Here is a 20321-nt window from a genome sequence, read left to right on the forward strand (position 1 = left end):
TCCTCGCCTCGCGGGGCCGCCCGGCCGCTCGGCCCGGCGGCCGACAGCGGGGTCGGCCGATCGGTCGATGCGGGGACGGGCCGGGTCAGGCGGGCCGGCTCGGGGGCTCGGGTCGCTCAGCCCTCGTACTCCGTCAGGTCGATGCCGTGGAGGTTGAGGAGCGCGTGGGTCTCCGGGTGGTTGATGTCCTTCTCAGCGGTCATCCCCAGCTTGCGGATCACGTTCTCGGACTCGTCGTTGCCCGCCCGGTTGATGGCGACGACCCGGTCGAGGCCCCGTTCCTGGAGGGCGAACTCCAGGGTGGCGTGCGCGGCCTCGGAGCCGTAGCCCTGGCCCCAGTAGGAGCGGCCCAGCCGCCAGGTGATCTCTGCCGCCGGCAGTACCTCGGGCAGCCACCACGGCATGGAGAGTCCCACGGCACCGATCAGCTCGCCGGAGGCCAGCAGCTCCACGGCGAAGATCCCGAAGCCCTCCTCGTCCCACTCGTCCTCCCACCGCTCGATGGTTTCGGCGGTCTCCTCCAGGCCGAGGGTCTCGCCGTCGCCGATCCAGCGCATCACCTCGGGGTCGGCGTTGATCTCCGACAGGGGGACGAGGTCGTCCTCGGACCAGCGGCGGAGGAGGAGGCGGGGGGTACGGATCTCGGTCATGAGTCCCATCCTGCCGAACGCGCCGGACATCGGGTAATCGGGTCCCCCCGGGGCTCTCCCGCCACCCGGCCGGCACCCCGCCGCCGCCCCTCGGCCGCCCCGCCGCGTCCCTCCCCTACCCCTCCGGAACGGTGATCGCGTCGAGCTGCGCCCTCAGGTGGACGTGCGAGTCGACCGGCGCGTGCGCGATCCGGCCCAGCGGCACCGGGAGGGATTCCACGCGGGTGTGCGGATCGCACTCGTAGAAGTAGACGAGCGAGATCAGCTCCTCGGCGGGCGCGTCCGCGGGCGGCGGCAGGACCCGGTGGCGACCCGCCCGCCAGCGGTCGCCCGTCCAGCGCGCCATCAGGTCTCCGATGTTCACGGTGAGCGCGGCCGGATCGTACGGGGCGTCCTGCCAGCCCTCGGCGTCGGTGTGGATCTGGAGTCCGCCCGCGCCCTGCTGCCGGTCGAGGACGGTGACGGTGCCGAAGTCGGTGTGCGCGCCGATGCGGAACTGGCCGGGCAGCGGCGGGCCGAGGAGCTCGGTGCCGGGGTACCAGTTGAGGTTGAACCCCCAGGTGGGGTGGCGGGTGTGCCGGGTGAAGTGGTCCGTCTCCAGGCCGAGTGCGGCCGCCAGCAGCTCCAGCAGCTCGTCGGAGAGGGACCGCATCGCCGACAGGTACTCCGTCACCGGCCCGTGCAGCGCGGGCACTTCGGCCGGCCACGCGTTCGGCCGGAACCATTCGGCGTCCACCGAGGCGTTCCCGGTCGGCTCCTCCGCCGCGAAGGACCACGACTCCTTGAGGTCGGGCGGGGAGGCCGCGCCCTCCGCGTAGCTGTTGGCCTCGGCGCCCGGGCCGAGCCAGCCGCGGCCGCCGACCGGCACGGCGTACGGGGCCTTGGCGGCGGCCGGGAGCCGGAAGAAGGTCCGCGCCGCCTCCCGGATCCGCCCCGGCAGCTCCGGGTCGACTCCGTGCCCGGTGACCAGCAGGAACCCCGCCGCCTGGAGCGCCTCGTCGACGCGGGAGGCGACCTGCCGGCGCGCCTCGGGCCCGCCGGAGCGCCACGGGCCGAGATCGATCACGGGGACCTGGGAACTCACCATGCGGAACCTGCTTCCGAGCCGGGGGGCGCGGCGGGAACGCTCAGCCCCGTAGGACGTACCGGACCAGGCCCTCCCCCGCACCGGCCTCGGTGAAACCGGCCCGCCGCAGCACCGCCTGGGAGGGTGCGTTGTCCTCGTCGGTCGTGGCGTCCAGCCGGGTGAAGCCCGGTTGCCCGAAGGCCCAGGACGACAGTGCCTTCAGGGTCTCGGTGGCGTAGCCGTTGCCGCGTGCCGAGGGGACGAGGTCGTAGCCGATCTCGGAGCGCCCGTCCGCGTCCGGGGCGGCATGGAAGCCCATGCCGCCGATGGCCCTGCGGTCGCTCGTGCGGACGATGACGTACGGTCCCCAGCCCGCACGGTAGGTCCCCGCTTCGCGCGCCCTCGTCACGATCCCCCCGGCGTCCCGGGTGTCGTCGGCGGGTCCGTCCTCGACCCAGGCGAAGCCGCCGGTCCCGCCGGCTTGCAGGTCGGCCGCGACCGCCGGGGACATGGGGCAGAGCAGGAGGCGCTCGGTCTCGACGGGTTCGGTGTACCAGCGCCAGGTCGTCTGGCGGACCAGGCCGGGGAGTTCGCCCCGGCCCGTCGCCCAGAGCAGGGTCGGCCAGGCCGCGCGGCCGCGCGGGACGTGGGGGAAGAGCCGGTCCAGGACCCCTTCGGCGAGGGCGGGGTCCGGCTCCCAGTCGTGGACGCCGAGTCCGCCGAGGATGTCGTGGGTGTGCAGCAGGGTCTCGACGACGCCCATCGCCGCGAAGCCGTCCGCGCCCGCGCCGCCGTACGGGTGCCACGCACGGGCACCGGGTCCGGCGAGGGCCACGGCTGCCGACAGGAACCCGCCGGACGCCTCGATCATGTCGACGAGGCCGGCCGGTCCGGTCCCCTCCTCGGCCCGTATCTCCAGAGGGACGTACGCGTCGGCCGCGCGCACCGTGAGCTGGGCGGCGTAGGCCGTGAAGTCCTCGGCCACGTGGACGGCGGTGTCGCGGCAGCTCCACTCCAGGCCGGCGGCCGGAACCTGCCAGTCCAGGTGCGCCACGTCCCGCAACGCCCTCGTGGTGAGCGACACGGCCGCGTCGACGTCCTGGTGATTCATGATCCTCATGGGCGGCACCCTAGGCTCCCGCACAGGTGCCGCCAAGGGGATATCCCTGCCGCACGGCCGGTGGTCCCGGTGGCGCGCCTGCGGGCCACGGCCCGGGCCCGGGCGCTACTGCTTGTGCTGGGACGGCGCGCTGACCGCGCCCCGGTGAAGGGCGGAGCAAACGGTGGAGATTTCGACGAGGGACGTCTTCGGGGCGCCGTGCTGGGTGAGCCTGATGGCCCGGGATCTCGGCGCGGCGCAGCGGTTCTACGGTGAGGTCGCGGGCTGGCGGTTCCGGCCCGCGCGGCTCGGCGAGGCCTTCTCGGTGGCCGAGCTGGACGGGATGCCGGTCGCCGGGATCGGGGCACTGGCCGGGGATCTGGCGATGGCCGTGGCCTGGACCCCGTACTTCGCGGTCGACGACGCCGACGTGGCGGTGGACCGGGTCCGGGAACGCAGCGGCACGATCGCGGTCGGCCCGGTCTCCTTCGAGTCGGGTGGCCGCGGGGCGCTGGTGGCGGACCGCGACGGGGCGGTGTTCGGGATCTGGGAGGGGCAGGTCTCCTCGGGCTGGCGGGTCGGTTCGGGACATGCCCCGGCCTGGCTGGAGCTGCGCACCCGGGACGCCTTCGAGTCGGCGATCTTCTACGGGGAGGTGCTGGAGTGGGCCACCGGCCGCGCCGGATGCTGCGAGGTCGCCTACGAGGAGGACCGCGTCGTGCTGCGCCAGGACGGGGAGCCGGTGGCGCGCCTCGACAGCGGTCCCGTGGAGCCGGGTTCCTACAGCCCGTACACCCGGCCGCGCTGGCACGTGCACTTCCGGGTTCCCGCGCTGGAGCCGGCCGTGGAGGCGGCGGTCGCGCTGGGCGGCCGCACGGTGTCCGAGCCCGGGTCGAGCGCCACCGAGCGGTGGGTGTCGCTGCGCGATCCGGACGGGGCGCTGTTCACCCTCACCTCGTCCCGGACGGACAACGGGACCGACGGGGACTGAGGGGACTGAGGGGACTGACCTACGTACCGGGTCTGCCGGATCTACCCGGGCCGCGGCGTCCGGCGGGTCCGGGTCCAGTCGAGGAGCTCGGCCTCGGACCACGTGTTGACGACCCGGTCGGCCGTCACCCCGCATTCCAGGGCGCGTTCGCAGCCGAGGGTCTGCCAGTCGAGCTGTCCCGGGGCGTGCGCGTCGGTGTCGATCGCGAAGAGGGTGCCCGCGGCCACGGCCAGCCGCAGCAGCCGGCGCGGCGGGTCCAGCCGCTCGGGCCGGCTGTTGACCTCCACGGCGGCGCCCGATTCGGCGCAGGCCGCGAAGACGGCCTCGGCGTCGAACTCCGACTCCGGGCGGGTCCTTCCCGTCACCAGCCGCCCGGTGCAGTGGCCGAGGACGTCGAGGTGCGGGTTGCGCACGGCGGCGACCATCCGCCGGGTCATGGCGCGGGCGTCCATCCGGAGCTTGGAGTGGACGGAGCCGACCACCAGGTCCACCTCGGCCAGGAGTCCGGGCTCCTGGTCCAGCGAGCCGTCGTCGAGGATGTCGCACTCGATGCCGGTGAGCAGCCGGAACGGGGCCCAGGTCGCGTTGAGTTCGGCGACCGTGCGCAATTGCTCTCGCAGCCGCTCCGGGGACAGTCCCCGGGCCACGGTCAGGCGCGGCGAGTGGTCGGTGAGCACCGCCCAGTCGTGTCCGAGGGCGGCCGCGGCACGGGCCATCGCCTCGATGGGGCTGCCGCCGTCCGACCAGTCGGAGTGCAGATGGCAGTCGCCGCGCAGGGCGGCGCGCAGGGCGAGGGCCGCGGGGCTGGGCGGCGGGCCCACGGGGTGGGCCGCGGCCTTCTCCTCCAGCCCCTGCAAGTACGCGGGGATCGTTCCGCCGAGGGCTTCGCGGACGACCTGGGCGGTTTTCGGGCCGATGCCCTTGACCGCTTCGAGCGTGCCCGCGGCGGCCCGCTCGGCCGGTTCTCCCTCGCTCATCCTGCGGATGGCGGCGGCCGCCGTACGGAAGGCCTGGACCCGGTAGGTCGGTTCCTGGGCGCGTTCCAGCAGGAAGGCGATCCGGTCCAGCGCGGCCACCGGGTCCATCGCGTGTCCTCCTCCGCGAGACGACGACGGGCGGAGAGGGGGCCCGGGTCCGTGCCCGTGCCCCCTCTCCGGCCGGGTCAGGCGCCGTCGGCCGGATCGGCCGCCGGACGGTACTGCAGGGCCACGCCGGCGAGTACGGCGCCGGCCGCCGCGCTCAGCACCGCCGTGATGCCGGCCCACTCCAGGGAGCCGCCGACCGCGCCGCCGAGCGGGTCGAATCCGGTGACTCCGCCGACCACGTGGAGCCCGGCCACGCCGAGCGCGATCACGGCGCCGGCCCGCCACGCGCCGGCCGTGTCCCGTACCGCCAGCAGGGCGCCGGCGGTCAGGCAGAGCAGGGTGACGGCCAGGGCGAGCAGCCCGCCGGGGTCGCCGGAGGCCAGGGCCGCCAGATCACCGGGGACGTGCAGCGCACCGCAGAGGAGCAGTGCGAGCGCCACCGGCCAGCGCAGTATGTGGCGCAGCGCGCCCTTGCCCGGCCGTGCCGGGCCCCGGGCCGGTGTCGGGGACGGGCCCCGCGCCGGGGCCTGGGCCTGCGGGGCGGGTGCGCGGTCGGGGATCCGTACCCGGTCCGCCGGCTCGGGGCGGCGCTGCGGGGGCTGTTCGCCCGTGCCGAGGATGCTGACGAGCAGGGCCACGTCCTCGATGGGCCGGCCGAGGGCGGCGGCCCGCAGCGCGATGTCGGTTTCGACCCGCTCGTGCGGAGGCTCCCCCAGCAGGGTCACCATCTCGCGGACCTCGTGGACGGGCCGGGCCACGGCGGCCGCGCGCAGCGCCGTGTGTCCGGGGTTGGGGACCTGTCCGGATTCCTTGAGGAGGTTCACCAGGTCGGTGACCTCCCGGACCGGCCGGCCCGTGGCTGCGGTCTCCAGGACGGTGCGGGCGGTCGCTCCTGCGGTCCGGGGGCCGGGGTCCGGGCCTGGTTCGGCCCCTGCCCCGGATCCGGCCCGGCCCCCGGGAGCGGTCCCGGACTCGGGCGCGAAGTCGGGCTCGGAGTCGGGCTCGGGACCGAAGTCGAGGTCGTCCGTGCCGTGGGCCGGCGGCCGGGCGGGCGTGGTGTCGGGGAGCCGGCGCGGTTCTTCGTACTCCGTCGCGGCGAGCGTGATCGGGTCATTCATGGAAAGCTCCGTTCGCCGACGCGCGGGTCTACACATCGCACGCCGGTCATCGTGCGTCATGGGAAGCGCACGCTTTGTTACATTCAGCGGCACCCGGCCGCGCTGCGCCATTCGGGGCGGGCAAACGGGGGTCCCCCGCGGTGCCGCGGGCCCGGTCGGCGCCCGCCGTGGGCATGGTGGGGGCATGAAGGCTACGGAGGTACTGGCCGACGCGTTCGGCCGGATCCAGGGCGTGGTGCACGAGGCCGTGGAGGGGCTGGAGCCCGGACAGCTCGATGCGCGGATCGAGCCGGGTGCGAACTCGATCACCTGGCTCGTCTGGCACCTGACCCGGATCCAGGACGACCACGTGGCGGACGCGGCCGGCTGGGATCAGGTCTGGGACGCGCAGGGCTGGGACGAGCGGTTCGGGCTGGCGCTGCCGGCCGGATCGACCGGCTACGGGCACACCGCCCGCGAGGTGGGCGCCGTCCGGGTCGACTCGGGTGAGCTGCTGCTGGGCTACTTCGACGCCGTCCACGCGCAGACGGAGCGGTTCCTGCGGGGGCTGTCCGCCGCCGACCTGGACCGGGTGGTCGACGAGCGCTGGGATCCGCCGGTGACCCTCGGGGTGCGGCTGGTCAGCGTGATCGGCGACGACCTCCAGCACGCGGGGCAGGCGGCCTTCGTCCGGGGCGTGCTGACGAGGGGCCGCTGATGGCGTCCGCGGGAGCCCTGCTGCTGGCCCTCCTCCTCACGGCCGCCGCCCCGGCTGCCGCGGCCTCGGCCACCCCGCCCTCCGGCCCCGGCACTGCCGAACGGCCCGTCGTCGAGACCGACCGGGGGGCGGTGCGCGGGCGGGAGGCCGCAGGGTACCGCACCTTCGAGGGCGTCCCGTACGCCGCTCCGCCGACGGGGCCGCTGCGCTGGCGGCTTCCGGAGCCCGCCGCACGCTGGTCGGGCGTACGGGACGCCGGTGCGCCCGGGGCGCGTTGCGTGCAGCTGCCCGCGGTGGGACCGGGTGGCCAGAGCGGCTCGGAGGACTGCCTGTTCCTCAACGTCACGGCCCCGAAGCCGGCCGCTCCGAATCCGGCGGCCCCGATTCCGGCGGTCTCCGACGCCCCCGGCCGTCCCGTCATGGTCTGGTTCCACGGCGGCGGGTTCATGAACGGCGCCGGGGACCTGTACCGGCCGGGCCGGCTGGCGTCGGCGGGCGGGGCCGTGGTCGTCACGGTCAACTACCGGCTGGGCGTCTTCGGGCTCTTCGGGCATCCCGCACTCCACGGCGCCCCCGACTTCGCGCTCGCCGACCAGCAGGCGGCCCTGCGCTGGGTGCGTGCGAACGCGGCCCGCTTCGGCGGGGATCCCGGCAACGTCACCGTGTTCGGCGAGTCCGCCGGCGCCCTGAGCGTCTGCCTGCACCTCACTTCCCCCGCCTCGGCCGGCCTGTTCCACCGGGCGATCGTGCAGAGCGGTTCCTGCTCGCTCACCGTCCCGGCACACTCGCTGCTCCCCGCGCTGCCCGCCTACGAGCCGTTCGCGCCGGAGCACCGCACCGTGGCCCTGGGGGCCGCCGCGGCGGCACGGCTCGGCTGCGGGCGGCGAGAGGCCCCGGAGGTACTGGGGTGCCTGCGCCGGCTCGCCCCCGAGGCCCTGGCGACACCCGAACTCATGACGCTGTTCTCCGCGGTGTCCTACGGCACCCCGTTGCTCCCCACCGAGCCCCGGCGGGCCCTGGAGCGCGGGGAGTTCCACCGGGTCCCGGTGGTGCAGGGATCGACCCGCGACGAGATGCGGATCTTCCTCGGGCAGACCCTGGCCGCCTACCCGGTCGCCGACCCGCAGGCCTACCGGTCCCGGCTGCGTGCCGTGTTCGGGGCGCGGGCCGGACTCGTCGAGGCCGCCTATCCGGTGACGGCCCATCCGACGCCCGCGCTTGCCTTCGCCGCCGCACTGACGGACGCCTCCTTCGTCTGCCCGCAGCTGCGGGACAGCCGTGCGCTGGCGCGGCACGTGCCGACGTACGACTACGGGTTCGACGACCGGCGCGCACCGGACTTCACCGGGCTGCCGCCGGTGGCGGGCTTCCCGTACGGGGCCTCGCACGGGTCCGAGCTGCCGTACCTCTTCGACACCGGGCTCCCGATGAGTGCCGCGCAGCGGGTGCTCGCGGAGCGCATGGGCGGCTATTGGACCCGGTTCGCGGCGACCGGCGATCCGAACGCCCCCGGTACGGGGCCGTGGTGGCCGCGCTCCCCCGCCGTACTGTCCCTGGCGCCGGGGCCCTCGGGCGGCATCCGCCCCGTGGACGCGGCGGCCCGGCACCACTGCGGGCTGTGGGACTCCGCAGGACGGACTCTCGATCTCGAAAGGGCGGGCTCGTGACCGGTTTGACCGACGTCCTGCGGCCGTACGTGGACGACAAGACCCTGCCGGGGGCGGTGGCCCTGGTGGACCGCGGCGACGGCAGGGAGCCCGAAGTGGCCGCCGTGGGCGGTGCGGACGCCGGGGGCGATGCCCCGATGGTCCGCGACTCGATCTTCCGGATCGCCTCGCTCACCAAACCGGTCACCGCGGCGGCGGTCATGATGCTGGTGGAGGACGGCCGGTTCGCGCTCACCGACGCGGTCGCCCCCTGGCTGCCGGAGATCGCCGCACCGGTGGCCGTACGGACACCGGCGAGCCCGGTCGACGACGTGGTCCCGGCGAAGCGGCCGGTGACGGTGGCCGATCTGATGACCTTCCGCGCGGGGTGGGGGTTCCCCTCCGACTTCTCGCTCCCGGCGGTCGCACCGCTCTTCGGCGAGCTGCGCCAGGGCCCTCCGCGGCCTCAGGAGGTCGCGGGGCCGGACGAGTGGATGGCCGCGCTGGGCCGGATCCCGATGCTGTGCCAGCCGGGCGAGGCCTGGCTGTACAACACCTGCTCGGACGTGCTGGGCGTGCTGATCGCCCGGGTGGCGGGGTGCTCACTGCCGGAGTTCCTGGCGGAGCGGATCTTCGAGCCGCTGGACATGCCCGACACCGGGTTCGCCGTGCCCGCGGGGCAGTCGGGCCGGTTCACGCATTTGTACCGGCCCGCCGAGGACGGCGGGCTCGACCTCGTGGACGCCCCCGACGGGCAGTGGAGCGCCGTGCCCGCCTTCCCGTCCGGTGCGGGCGGACTCGTCTCCACTGCGGACGACTTGCGCCGCTTCGCCCTGATGCTGCTCGACGGCGGCGGCCCGCTGCTCTCGTCCGATTCGGTGCGGCGTATGACCACCGACTGGCTGACGCCGGCCCAGCGGGCCGGGGCCGAACTGTTCCTGGAAGGCCAGGGCTGGGGGTTCGGCGGGTCGGTCGACGTCACGCCGGCCGACCCGTGGAACGTGCCGGGCCGCTACGGCTGGATCGGCGGCACCGGCACCGCCGCCCACATCGTCCCCGCGACGGGGTCCGTCACCATCCTGCTGACCCAGCGGGAGCTCACCGGCCCGTCGCCGTCGCCGCAGATGCGCGCGGTGTGGGCGTACGCGGCCGGCGCATAGGCCGGCCGGCCCCTCGCTCCCCTGGCTCGCTGCTCTGCTCCCTGCTCCCCTCAGTGGTTCTCGGTCGGCCTCAGGTCGCGCGGGATCAGCGTCCAGGTGGTCGCCGCGGCGGCGATCGCGAGGACGCCGGCCATCAGGAACGCCGGGGTGATCGCGAGGGTGTAGGCCTGCGAGGCGGCCTCGAGCAGGGTCCGGCCGACGCCGCCGCCGAGCAGTTCGGCGGTGTGGGCGGCCTCGCCCACGGAGTCCCGTACGGCGGCCAGGGTGGCGGAATCCAGGTCCAGGGCCGGGAGGTTGCCCCGGTAGAGCGTGGCGGCGGTGGAGCCGAGGATGGCGACGCCCATGGCCGAGCCGAGTTCGTAGCAGGTCTCCTCGATGGCGGCGGCGCTGGAGACCTGGTCGGCCGGCGCCGTGGAGATGAGGGTGACCGAGGCGACGGTGGTCGCGATGCCCGCGCCCACGCCCATGATGGTCAGCGCGACGGCGAAGGCGGGATAGCCGAGGCCGGTGAACTGCTGGAGGGTCCAGGGCAGGGCCATGCCCGTCGCGAGGACCACCAGGCCGCCGCCGAGCACGTGGCGGATCGCGAAGCGCTGCATGAGGGTCGGGGCGACCATCGAGGCGCAGATCAGCGCGAGCGGGGCGGGCAGCAGGCGCAGGCCCGCCTCCAGCGGGGTGTATCCCTGGCCGTACTGGAACCACTGGGTGACCAGGAACAGGATCGCGCCCATGCCCACCATGGGCAGGAAGATCGCGGTGGCGGCCACGCTGAAGGCGGGCTTGGTGAAGAGCCGGACCTGGAGCAGCGGGTTGTCCACACGGAGCTGGCGGCGGACGAACAGGGTCAGCGCGACGACGGCGAGGACCAGCAGGGCCCAGGGCAGCGGGTCGGCGACACCGCTCTTGCCGAGCTGCTTGATGCCGCCCGCGAGGGCGAGCATGCCGACGATCGACTGGCCGACGCCGGTCCAGTCCCACTTTCCGGCGGAGCGCGGGGAGCGGGATTCGGGAAGGTAGCGCAAGCCGGCCGCGACGATGACCGCGGCGACGGGGAGGTTGAGGAGGAAGGCGGAGTGCCAGCCGTAGTCCTGGACGAGCAGCCCGCCGACGACGGGGCCGAAGGCCATGCCGCCGCCGAACACGGCGGCCCAGACGGCGAGGGCGAAGGCGCGTTCCTTGGCGTCGGTGAAAACGCTGCGCAGGATCGACAGGGTCGAGGGCATGATCGCGGCGCCGCCGACGCCGAGGAGGGCGCGGGCCGCGATGACGTGCCAGGCCTCGGTGGAGAAGACGGCGATGAGCGAGGCGAGGGCGAAGATGCCGAAGCCCGCCATGAGCAGCCGCTTGCGGCCCCAGCGGTCGCCGAGGGCGCCCGCGGTGACCAGCAGCCCGGAGAGGGCGAGTGCGTAGATGTCGATGATCCACAACTGCTGTACGGCGCCCGGCTGGAGGTCGCCGACGAGCGAGGGGAAGGCCACGTTGAGGATCGTGGTGTCCATCGAGATGAGCAGGAGACTGCCGGAGAGGATCGCGAGCACGATCCAGCGGCGCGGGTCCTGCGTGGGGGTGTGCATGGGGGTTCCGTTCACGGTTGTTTCACGGTCGTACGCGGGAGGGGTTCGGGGGTGCGGGCTCAGGCCGCCGGGGACGGCCGGGTTCCGCTGAGGAAGGAGGCGAGGACGAGCCGGCCGATGTCGCGCCGGGCGAGGTGGCCGTCGCGGACGCCCTCGGCGGCGGCGTCGAGGAGCCCCCAGAGCGAGTACCAGATCCAGTACGCGGGCAGGTCGACGCGGAGCCGGCCGAGGCGCTGGCCGAGTGCGAGGAAGGCGAGGGCCCGTTGGTCCTGGCGCTGGATCCCGGCCCGGAACTCGGGGTCGGCGAGCACGGTGGCGTCGCGGGAGGTGAACCCGTACAGGTGCGCGGCGGGCAGCAGCCCGGTGACGAGCCGCTCGAGCGCGGCGTCGAACTCCGCTCCGTCGGCGTCGCCGGGCAGGTCGGCGGGGGCGAGGCACCCGTCGACCACCTCGATGGCCCGCACGGCGACGGCTTTGAGGAGTGCCTCGCGGGTGGCGTAGCGGCGGCTGAGCGTGGCGCGGCTGGTCCCGATGCCCGCGGCGATGTGCGCCATGGAGGCACTGTGATCGCCGGCGAGCACGCGTGCGGCGCCGTCCAGTAGCTCTTCTTGGTTCATCATGCGATCCTCCTTCGTATCAAACGATACAAATTTGTCTCACATGAAGCAAGTCTGATTCATGAATGGCACAGACGGGCGCACGGACGCGCCCGTACGCTGTTCGGGTGATGACGGACCAGGACGAGCATTCCGAGCGGGCGCGCTCCGCCGCCGCCGCGGCGAAGTACGAGAAGTGGAAGGAGAACGGCGTGCTGCTGCGCGCGTTCTTCTACATCGCCGGCACGCACCTGTTCGCGGGGTTCGTCTGGCTGCTGTTCGTCCTGGGCGAGCACGCCGAGAAGTAGGCCCCCCCCATCACCCCGGGGCTTCAGCCCTGTTCTTCCGTTCCCGTGCGGGCGCGCGCGCCGGAGCGGGTGCGGCCGGTGGTCTGGGCGCGTTCGGGGTGGCGGCGCACGTACTCGCGCTCCAGCTCCTCCATCCGCCGGGTGTGCGTGACCAGCGCGTCGTCCGATCCGTGCAGCAGGGTCTCGTGACGCGTGCGGTGGATGGCTTCGAGCTCCTTCATCAGGCGGCCCTCTTCGAGCCCGCCCGCCGACGGCCCGGCCTCACGGGCCTCGCGCTCCGCCATGGCAGGTCACCTCTCCCTCGGCCGGGCCGGGCGCCTCGCCCGGCCGCGCTCATCCCATCATCACCGAGGAAGGGAGATAGACACTGTCTACGGCTCGGTGGTAGACAGTGTCCATGGATCAGGACAGCGGGCTGCGCGAGCGGCTGATCGACGTCGGGGTGGAGCTCGTGACGAGCGAAGGGACCGCCGCGCTCGGGCTGCGCGAGATCGCCCGCCGCGCCGGGGTGTCCCACGGGGCGCCCCGGCGGTACTTCCCCACCCACCACGCACTGCTGTCCGCCATCGCCCGGCGCGGTTTCGAGGAGCTCGGCTCCCGCATCCCCGACGCCATGGCCGGCCCGGGTGCGGACGATCCGCGCGGGCAGGTGCGAGCACTGGGGCGCGCGTACGTCGGCTACGCGCTGGAGCACCGCGGCATGTTCGAGCTGATGTTCCGCCACGACCTGCTGGACGGCGGCGGGCAGGACGGGCCGCCGGGGGCCCGGCTCCGGGACTCCACACTGCCGCTGTTCGAGCTGCTCGTCTCCCTGGTCGCCCGCTGCGCGGCGGCCGAAGCCCCCCGCATCACCGCGGCCGCGCTCTGGGCCAATCTGCACGGCGTGGCGCAGCTGTGGGCCTGGGGCAGCCTGCCCCTGGCCCTCGACGGCGATCCGGCGGCCTCCGTCGACCGGGTGGTCGACGCCGCCCTCGACGCCCATCTGCCGGGGCACCGCCCGTGAGGCCCCGGCTCGCGCTCTGCGTCAGCGCGGCCGGCGCGATGCTCGTCGCCCTCGACGGGACGGTCCTGCTCATGGCGCAGCCCAGCCTGCGGCGGGACCTCGGCGCGAGTCTGGCCGAGGTGCAGTGGACGAGCGGCGCGTACCTGCTGAGCGTGGCCGCCTTCCTGGTCCTCGCCGGGCGGCTGGGAGACCGGTACGGGCACACCCGGCTGCTGTTCACCGGCGTACTCGGCTTCGCGGCGGCCTCGGCGGGCATCGCGCTCGCTCCCGGGGCCGGCTGGGTGATCGCCCTGCGCGCGGCCCAGGGGCTGTTCGGGGCACTGCTCCAGCCGGCCACGCTCGCCCTGCTGCGGCTCGCGTACCCGCCCGGGCGGATCGGCGGGCCGGTAGCGGTGCGGACCGCGGCGATCGGTCTGGCCGCGGCGGCCGGGCCCCTGCTCGGGGGTGTACTGGTCGAACGCTTCGGCTGGCGCGCGGTGTTCGTGGCGAACGTCCCCGCCGCCCTCGCGATCGCGGCGGCGGCCCTGTTCGTACGGGTCCCCGCGCCCCCGCCCACCGAGCCCGGCCGGATCCGGCCGGGCGGCGCGGCCCTCCTCGCGACGGCCCTCGCGGTGCTGGTCCACGCGCTGGCCGGCGTACCGGAACACGGCTGGTCGGGACCCCGGACCCTGGCCGGGTTCGCCGCTGCGGCCGCGCTGACGGCCCTGCTCGTACGGTCCGAGCGCCGCTCCGCCCAGCCCCTGGTGCCGCGCCCGGTGGCCCGCTCCGTACCGGTGACCGCGTCCGTCGCACTGCTGGCCGTGGTCTCCGCCGCACTGTCCGGGGCGCTGTTCGGGGCCAGCTTCGCGCTCCAGGACGCGGCGGGGCTCGATCCGCTCGCGACCGGGCTGCGCGTGCTGCCTATGACGGCCGCCATGGTCGTCGGCGCACCGGTGGCGGGGGCCCTGCTGCGCCGGTTCGGGGCCCGCGGGACGGCGATGGCCGGAACCGGACTGGTGGCGCTCGGAATCACGGGACTGGGGCCGGGCTGGGGGTTCGGGGTGCTCGGCGCGGGCTTCGCCGCGGTGATGGTGACGGCCACCGGGACGGTGGTCGGGGACGCCCCGGCCGGACACGCGGGGGTGGTGGGCGGGCTCAAGCAGACGGCGATGAACGTCGGCCCCGCCCTCGGCATCGCGGTGGCCGCGGGGACCGGGGCTTCGGTCGCGGCGCTGGCCGGGCTGGCCGCCGCAGGACTGCTGCCCGCGTCACGACTGCCGTCGTCACGGATGCCGTCGAAGCGACCGCCCGCGTCACGGCGGGCCGGGGGCGGTCGCGCGGGCCGTGCAGCTGCGGGCCACCTCGTCGGCGAAGGCACGGGCGAGCGGGGAGAGGGCGGACCAGCGCCGGACGGCCCAGCCGACGGCGAGCGGCGGCAGGGCGGGGACCGGAACGAGGCGCAGCGGTCCGGTTGATCCGGGTACCTGCCAGCCGGGCAGCGCCGGTACGACGGCGTGGCCGAGGCCCAGTTCGGCGAGGAGGAGGGCGGTGTCCCAGTCGGCGGCGCTGGTGTCGGAGCTGATCCGGACGCCGGCTTCGGCGAGGGCGGCGTCGAGCTGGGCGCGGGAGGCGGAGTTCTCCGGCAGCCTGATGTGACGGATGGCGCCGAGGTCGGCCGGCTCCAGCCGGGAGCGGGCGGCGAGGGGGTCGTCGGCGCCGACCGCCAGGACCCAGGGCAGCCGCATGACGGGGCGTTGCTCGATGCCCCGCACGGGGGCGCCGATGGTGATCCACGCGAGGTCGAGGTCCTCGGCCGAGAGGGCCTCGAAGCAGCTCCGGCTGGAGTTCTCGGTCTGGAATTCCAGGCTGACCCGGGGGTGGCCGCGCCGGAAGGTGACGATCGCCTCCGCCATGAAGTGGCGGACGGTGGTGGCCCCGGTGGTGACGCGGACCGATCCGCCGTCGCCCCGTACGAGGTCGTCGAGCCGGCGCAGGGCTCCGTCGAGTCCGGCGATGGCGTCGGCGGCGGCCGCCCGGAGGATCAGGCCGGCCGCGGTGGGCGAGACCCCGCGCGGGTGGCGCTCGAGGAGCGCGGTGCCGGTTTCCTTCTCCAGACGGCGGATGTGCTGGCTGACGGCGGACTGGGTGCGGCCGAGGTCGCGGGCGACGGCGCTGAGGCTGCCGGCCCGGCATACGGCGACGAAGACACGGAGATCGTCGAGGGTCACACCCCCAAGCTATCCCTTGGGGGTTACGAGAAATCCGGAGGATTGACTTGGATGTCCGGCTGCCCGACGATCAGTTCACGGCCCAGGGCGGCAACCCGGCCCCCGCCATCGCGAGGGCGGGGGCCGGGTGCCGACCCGCTGCGGCTAGGCCGTCTCTTTCGCGGCGCCGGTGAGCTTGGCCATCACCTCGTCGCGCAGGAGCTCGTACTCCGTGCGCAGTCGGCGCCACTCGCCCTCCGGGGGGCGGGGCATGACGATGCCCTCGGTGATCTTCTCCTCCGGGCCGAACTGCTCGCGGGTGAGGTCGATCTCTATGCCGAGGCCCAGGCGGTTCCACCAGTGGTAGTCCACGCGCTCGCCGTCGACGAGGACCTCGCCGCGGAGCAGCTCGCCGCCCAGCAGGTCGTTGAGGACCATGGCGGTCACACCGCACTGGTCGCGGGCCGGGTTCTCCCGGGTCCACCGGTCGCGGTACTCGGGCGTGCACGTCATCGCACTCCAACTGCTGCGGACGGCGCGGTCGATGTCGGTCAGAAGGAAAGGCGTCATGCCACCCATGCTCGCAACCGGCACCGACAACCATCCATACCCCGGCCGAACGGCCGGTCGGATCGTGCGCGTTCCCGTCATTCCCGCCCGGTCTCGTGCGCGTTCCGGTCATTCGGGCCCCGGGACCGCCGCGAGGAGTTCGCCGATGACGTGGCGGGCGATGGCCGCCATGACCGGATTCGTTTCCTTGTAGTAGTTCAGTTCCATGAGGGCGATCGACAGGGCCCAGCCGCGGGCACGCGTCCACATCGCGTCGTCGGCGTCCAGGGCGGCCCGGAAGGCGGGGCGGGCCGCGGCCGGCAGGACGTACCAGGCCGGGATCAGGTCGACGGCGGGTTCGCCGAGGCCCGCGCAGCCGAAGTCGATGACGGCGGCGAGCTTTCCGTCCGCGAGGAGCAGGTTCCCCGGTTGCAGGTCGGCGTGGATCCACACCGGCGGCCCGGACCAGGGCCCGGCACGCAGGGCCTCCTCCCACAGGGCGGTCACCGCCCCGGCCGGGACGTCGGCGTCTGCGCTCGCGCCCAGTTCCGCGATCGCGGCACGGGTCGCGGCGTCCCGGTCCGCCAGGGTCTCGCAGCGGTAGGAGGCGGGAGCGTCCGCCGGATCGGCCCGGTGCAGTGCGGAGATGAACTCCGCCAGGTCCTCGGCCAGGAGGTCCGGCTCCGCGATCCGGCCGGGCACGGGGTTCTCGCCCGGGACCCAGCCGAAGACGGACCAGGACCAGGGATAGCCGTCGGCGGGCCGCCCCAGGCCGATGGGGGCGGGGACGGCGGCCGGCAGGTCCGGGGCGAGCCGCGGCAGCCAGACGTGCTCCATGCCGACGTCGCCGGCCGCGCCGGGCGTGCGCGGCAGCCGTACGACCAGGTCCCCGCCCAGCCGGTACATGGCGTTGGACGTCCCGGCGGAGTCGACCCGCTCGACCGCAAGCTCCGCCCATCGGGGGAACTGCCCGGCGATCAGCCTGCGCACGAGGTCGGTGTCGATGTCGGGTTCGTCGGCGTGCATTTTCCCGGCGGGCATGAGCACCTTCCTGAAAGGTACGACGTACGAGTGACGGGGTACGAGTGACGGGGTACGAGCTGCGGGGATCGCGGCCTCCACGGTAACGGCCGTGCCCCGGCGTGCCGGAGCCCGGCCCGGCTGGGTGCCGGGCCGGGCTCTGTGGGGGGTGTCAGGCGGCTCTCATTGGGATGCCGGGCACGTCGCGGGGGCGCGCCCGCGGGGTCAGGGAGTGAAGGTCCAGCGCTGGGCCGCGGTCGTCGCGCACGCGACCCGGGTGAGTTTGGTGCCGTTGGCCGTGGCGGAGCCGGCCGGGGTCAGGCACTGTCCGGAGTTGCGAAGGCTGCCGTCCGGTCCGGTTTGCCAGTTCTGGCCGGAACTGCCGTTGCAGGTCTGGATCGCGACGGCGTTGGCGGTGGCGGCGTCCAGGCAGACTCCGCCGAGGCCGGTCAGCCGGCCGTCGCCCTGCAGGGTCCAGCGCTGGTTGGGGCCGCCGTGGCAGCTGTAGAGGGTGGGCTGGGTCCCGGAGGTGGTGGCGCTGCCCGGCAGGTCGATGCACGTGGCCGAGGCTCCGTTGACCAGAGTGGCGGCCGCGGGCAGCGGGGTCGGGCGGCCGGTGAGGGTGATCTCGGCGGCGCTGGTCCAGGGACCGCGGCCGCCCGCTTCGGTCAGCGCCTTCAGCCGGAGGTAGCGGCCGGCCTTCGCTGAGAGGGAGACCTGTTTGACGGCCGCCGTGTCGGCGAAGGTGCCGGTGGCCACCGGGGATCCCCAGTCGGTGGTGGTGTCCGAGACGTACACCTCGTAGCCGCCGATCCGGCCGTTGACCCCGCCGTCCTGGCGGGGCAGGTAGCCGAGGCCGTCGGCGGTGTAGCGGGCGCCGAGGTCGATCTGGATCTCGTGCGGGAGCGGCGCGGGGGCGGAACCGGACCAGGCGGTGTGCCAGATGGTTCCGGTGTTCCCGTCGAAGGCGTTGCGGGCGGCGCCGTTCTCGCCGCCGGTCTCCTGGCTGTCGGCGGAGACCAGGGTCCAGGCCGTCTGCGGGACGGGGCTGGAGGTGACCGGGATGGGGTCTGCGGCCGGGACGGAGGTGCCGCTCGCCGAGACGCTGAACGCGCCCGACTTCGTACCCGTCTTGATCCACAGGATGCCGCCGCGGTCGGCGGAGTCGAAGAACCAGCCCGTCGCCGCAGCGTCGTAGGCGGCCTTGCCGGTCAGCCGGGTGAGGGCGGCGCCGTCCACGGTGAGCGCGGTGGGGGCGGTGGCCACGTGGAGGCTGAACTCGTAGCCGCGCGAGGCCGGTTTGCCGGTGTAGCTGCCGGCCGGGGCGGAGACGGACACGTTGACCGTGCCGGAGCCGGAGGCGGGGGCGGTGACCTCGACCTGCTGGCGGGCGAAGGCTCCGCTCTGGTGGGCCCGGGTGATTCCGTCGTCCTCGTACAGGCTGAAGGAGGTGGCGCCGCGCGGGTGGATGTCGTAGGTGAGGGTGGAGACGGGCTTCTCCCCCGTGTAGTTCATCTGCGGCCACATCGGAACGATGGCGCCGCCCTTGACGAAGAGGGGCAGGGTGTCGAGGGGCGCCTGGTAACCGTTGAGCCAGCCCGGTCCGGCGTAGGTCTTGCCCGTCCAGTAGTCCGTCCAGGTGCCGGCCGGGAGGTAGATGCCGTCCCGCACGGAGGTGTCGGAGACCACGGGCGCGACGAGGAAGGAGTCGCCGGCCATGAACTGGCCGCTGGTCAGGTTGCCGCGCGCCACCGGGTCCTCGGGGTACTCCAGGACCATCGCGCGGGTGCTCGGGACGCCGGTCTCGTGCGCGGTCCGGCTCATCGTGTACAGGTACGGCATCAGCCGCATCTTCAGCTGGAGGTACTTGCGGTTGATCGAGAGGTACGGCTCCGCGAACCGCCAGGGCTGCTTGTCCTGGTAGCCGGCGGTCGGACCGGTCGCGCCCCAGCCGGACATGGTCATGAAGGCCGGAGTGAAGGCCTTCCACTGGAGGTCGCGGGCGTACGTCTTGGGGCTGCCGGCGAAGATGCCGTCGACGTCGCCGGTGGCGTAGTTGAGGCCCGAGAGGCCGGCGCCGGTGATGGCGGGGACGTGCCAGCGCATGTCGTCCCAGGTGCCGTTGGTGTCACCGGTCCAGACGACGGCGTTGCGCTGGGTGCCGGCCCAGCCGTCGACGGTCCAGACGTAGCGCCGGGCGTCGGAGTTCTTCTCGATGCCGTCGACGGCCTGCTGGACACCGGCGAATGCCGTCTTGTAACCGCCGCCGATCCAGGCGACGTCGGTCTTCACACCGCGGGAACCGGCCGTTCCCACTTCCTCGTTGATGTTGCCGAGGCCCGTCGAGGTCCACAGGCCGGTCTGGAAGCCCTTGGCCTTCAGGGCGTCGACCGTGGACTTCAGGGGCGCGGTGTAGCCGCAGCCGTAGCCGTCGTTGGGCAGGAACCAGCCCGAGGGCATGTCGGCGGCGCGGGCGTCCGTGGCGTAGCCGACGACGTCCGGGGTGGTCTGGTGGCGGAGCCGGTTGTGATCGCCCTGGTAGGCCGGGTTGGAGGCGTTGAAGCAGTCGGCGTTGCCGAGTTCGAAGCCCCACGCCGGGGCCATGAAGGGTTTGCCGCTGACGTCGGTGTAGGCGTCCAGGACGGTCTTGAGGGAATTGCCGGTGAAGTACCAGGCGTCGAAGCGCTTCTCGTCATGGGTGAGCGTGGTGGGGGCGTTGAAACCGTACGAGCCCGGGGCCCAGGTGTTGCGCATCACGCCGTAGTTGTTGGTCGATACGTAGAAGGGCGCGGGGCTGGCGTTGTTGTTCTCGCGCCACTTGTTGTCGACGGCGATCGGGACGGTCTTGCCGCGCAGCGCCCATTCGCCCAGGCGCAGGCCCGTTCCGTAGAACTGCTCGTCGGTTCCGCGCGCGAGGTACTGGGTGGTCTGGCTGCTGGTCCAGGAGGTGGGCTGCGTCTCCTGCCAGACGAGGGTGGAGTTGTCGGCACGGTAGACGGAGAACTGCAGGGGGGTCTTGTTGACCCGGATGGACAGGGAACCGGTGGTGATCTTGTAGTACGTGCCCGCGTCGGTCCAGGCGGCGCTCACGGGACCGAAGTCGGTGGTGGGGGCGAGGTCGGTGCCGGCCGGGTCGCTGGTGAAGGTGCCGTCGGGTGAGAGCCAGAGCCGGAAGATGTCGGCGCGGGCGACGACCACCCGGGCCTTGGCCCCGCCGGAGGTTGCGATCGTGAAGGTGCTCCCGGACTGGGTGACGCCGGTGGCGTTGCCGGCCGTGGCCGGGGCCGGCGCCGCGGCCCTCGCCGAGGCCGGTGAGGAGAGGGGGCCGGCGGTGGCCAGACCGGCCACGGCGAGGACCGCGGCGAGCAGCGCGGCCGCCGGGGCGCGCCGCCGCCGTGGGCTTCTGCGGATGCTGATGAGTCTCATGGGGCGGCTCCTCGTGCGGTCCGGACTGCGGACACACCTTTTGGCATGCACCGGGCAACATAGCGGCCCGGAGACCTCATTTGAAGGAAGATGCTCGGAATGGCTGGTCAACGAGCATCTTTGAGCATGCATCCGGATGGCGATCCC

Annotated in this window: 18 protein-coding genes and 1 pseudogene; 7 read left to right on the forward strand and 12 right to left on the reverse strand. The window is 74.0% G+C overall.

The genetic code is table 11. The features are described from left to right. Window positions 1-116 precede the first annotated feature (116 nt). The 3 genes from ACFYM0_RS05120 to ACFYM0_RS05130 form a co-directional block, all read right to left on the reverse strand. On the reverse strand, window positions 117-650 hold the full coding sequence (locus ACFYM0_RS05120) for a GNAT family N-acetyltransferase (RefSeq protein ID WP_388496643.1): 534 nt from the start codon (window positions 648-650) through the stop codon (window positions 117-119). A gap of 115 nt (window positions 651-765) precedes the next feature. Then, window positions 766-1737: an isopenicillin N synthase family dioxygenase gene (locus tag ACFYM0_RS05125; protein WP_388496645.1), complete on the reverse strand. Its 972-nt coding sequence runs from the start codon at window positions 1735-1737 to the stop codon at window positions 766-768. Window positions 1738-1777: 40 nt separating this feature from the next. Beyond that, window positions 1778-2836, reverse strand: a complete 1059-nt coding sequence (locus ACFYM0_RS05130; RefSeq protein ID WP_388496647.1) for a GNAT family N-acetyltransferase — start codon at window positions 2834-2836, stop codon at window positions 1778-1780. A 214-nt stretch (window positions 2837-3050) separates the two neighbouring features. Between ACFYM0_RS05130 and ACFYM0_RS05135 the strand changes: the two genes are divergently transcribed. After that, window positions 3051-3806, forward strand: coding sequence for a VOC family protein (locus ACFYM0_RS05135; protein WP_388496753.1), 756 nt, complete (start codon window positions 3051-3053; stop codon window positions 3804-3806). A gap of 41 nt (window positions 3807-3847) precedes the next feature. On the opposite strand, the gene ACFYM0_RS05140 is transcribed toward ACFYM0_RS05135, so the two are convergent. Then, the gene (locus tag ACFYM0_RS05140) at window positions 3848-4891 is read right to left on the reverse strand and encodes a PHP domain-containing protein (protein WP_388496650.1); all 1044 of its coding nucleotides are present in this window, start codon (window positions 4889-4891) and stop codon (window positions 3848-3850) included. A 77-nt stretch (window positions 4892-4968) separates the two neighbouring features. Beyond that, the gene (locus ACFYM0_RS05145) at window positions 4969-6009 is read right to left on the reverse strand and encodes a hypothetical protein (RefSeq protein WP_388496653.1); all 1041 of its coding nucleotides are present in this window, start codon (window positions 6007-6009) and stop codon (window positions 4969-4971) included. 184 nt (window positions 6010-6193) lie between these two features. Between ACFYM0_RS05145 and ACFYM0_RS05150 the strand changes: the two genes are divergently transcribed. From ACFYM0_RS05150 to ACFYM0_RS05160, 3 genes are read left to right on the forward strand one after another with little or no spacing between them, the layout of a single operon-like run. After that, entirely contained in the window at window positions 6194-6706 is a 513-nt protein-coding gene (locus tag ACFYM0_RS05150) for a DinB family protein (protein ID WP_388496656.1), read from the forward strand. Beyond that, the gene (locus tag ACFYM0_RS05155; protein WP_388496659.1) at window positions 6706-8373 is read left to right on the forward strand and encodes a carboxylesterase/lipase family protein; all 1668 of its coding nucleotides are present in this window, start codon (window positions 6706-6708) and stop codon (window positions 8371-8373) included. The genes ACFYM0_RS05150 and ACFYM0_RS05155 overlap by 1 nt, the downstream gene beginning before the upstream one ends. Further along, window positions 8370-9512, forward strand: a complete 1143-nt coding sequence (locus tag ACFYM0_RS05160) for a serine hydrolase domain-containing protein (RefSeq protein ID WP_388496662.1) — start codon at window positions 8370-8372, stop codon at window positions 9510-9512. Before ACFYM0_RS05155 ends, ACFYM0_RS05160 begins: the two co-directional genes overlap by 4 nt. Window positions 9513-9562: 50 nt before the next feature. On the opposite strand, the gene ACFYM0_RS05165 is transcribed toward ACFYM0_RS05160, so the two are convergent. Then, entirely contained in the window at window positions 9563-11086 is a 1524-nt protein-coding gene (locus tag ACFYM0_RS05165; protein WP_388496664.1) for an MFS transporter, read from the reverse strand. Window positions 11087-11145: 59 nt separating this feature from the next. Further along, a complete protein-coding gene (locus ACFYM0_RS05170; protein ID WP_327256818.1) occupies window positions 11146-11706 on the reverse strand; it encodes a helix-turn-helix domain-containing protein in 561 nt (186 codons plus the stop codon). A gap of 104 nt (window positions 11707-11810) precedes the next feature. On the opposite strand from ACFYM0_RS05170, the gene ACFYM0_RS05175 reads away from it, so the two are divergent. Then, a complete protein-coding gene (locus ACFYM0_RS05175; protein ID WP_388496667.1) occupies window positions 11811-11990 on the forward strand; it encodes a DUF6126 family protein in 180 nt (59 codons plus the stop codon). 23 nt (window positions 11991-12013) lie between these two features. Here the strand turns inward: ACFYM0_RS05175 and ACFYM0_RS05180 are convergent, their stop codons facing one another. Next, on the reverse strand, window positions 12014-12274 hold the full coding sequence (locus ACFYM0_RS05180) for a DUF6158 family protein (RefSeq protein WP_388496669.1): 261 nt from the start codon (window positions 12272-12274) through the stop codon (window positions 12014-12016). Window positions 12275-12387: 113 nt separating this feature from the next. Here ACFYM0_RS05180 and ACFYM0_RS05185 point away from each other — a divergent pair, with 113 nt between their 5' ends. Together ACFYM0_RS05185 and ACFYM0_RS05190 are read left to right on the forward strand one after the other, a co-directional pair. After that, complete coding sequence (locus ACFYM0_RS05185) at window positions 12388-12993, forward strand: TetR/AcrR family transcriptional regulator (protein ID WP_388496672.1); 606 nt, start codon at window positions 12388-12390, stop codon at window positions 12991-12993. Between the two features lie 38 nt (window positions 12994-13031). Beyond that, window positions 13032-14273 (forward strand): annotated as a pseudogene (locus ACFYM0_RS05190) (MFS transporter); the annotation flags it as partial. A 12-nt stretch (window positions 14274-14285) separates the two neighbouring features. Here ACFYM0_RS05190 and ACFYM0_RS05195 read toward each other — a convergent pair. From ACFYM0_RS05195 to ACFYM0_RS05210, 4 genes are all read right to left on the reverse strand, one after another. Further along, window positions 14286-15200, reverse strand: a complete 915-nt coding sequence (locus tag ACFYM0_RS05195; protein ID WP_388496675.1) for a LysR family transcriptional regulator — start codon at window positions 15198-15200, stop codon at window positions 14286-14288. 144 nt (window positions 15201-15344) lie between these two features. Then, entirely contained in the window at window positions 15345-15749 is a 405-nt protein-coding gene (locus ACFYM0_RS05200; RefSeq protein WP_388496678.1) for a hypothetical protein, read from the reverse strand. A 108-nt stretch (window positions 15750-15857) separates the two neighbouring features. Then, complete coding sequence (locus ACFYM0_RS05205; protein ID WP_388496681.1) at window positions 15858-16769, reverse strand: aminoglycoside phosphotransferase family protein; 912 nt, start codon at window positions 16767-16769, stop codon at window positions 15858-15860. 204 nt (window positions 16770-16973) lie between these two features. Then, entirely contained in the window at window positions 16974-20174 is a 3201-nt protein-coding gene (locus ACFYM0_RS05210) for a TIM-barrel domain-containing protein (RefSeq protein ID WP_388496683.1), read from the reverse strand. Between the last annotated feature and the right edge of the window lie 147 nt (window positions 20175-20321).

It is taken from the genome of Streptomyces sp. NPDC006487, from assembly GCF_042870555.1.
Lineage (GTDB): Bacteria > Actinomycetota > Actinomycetes > Streptomycetales > Streptomycetaceae > Streptomyces.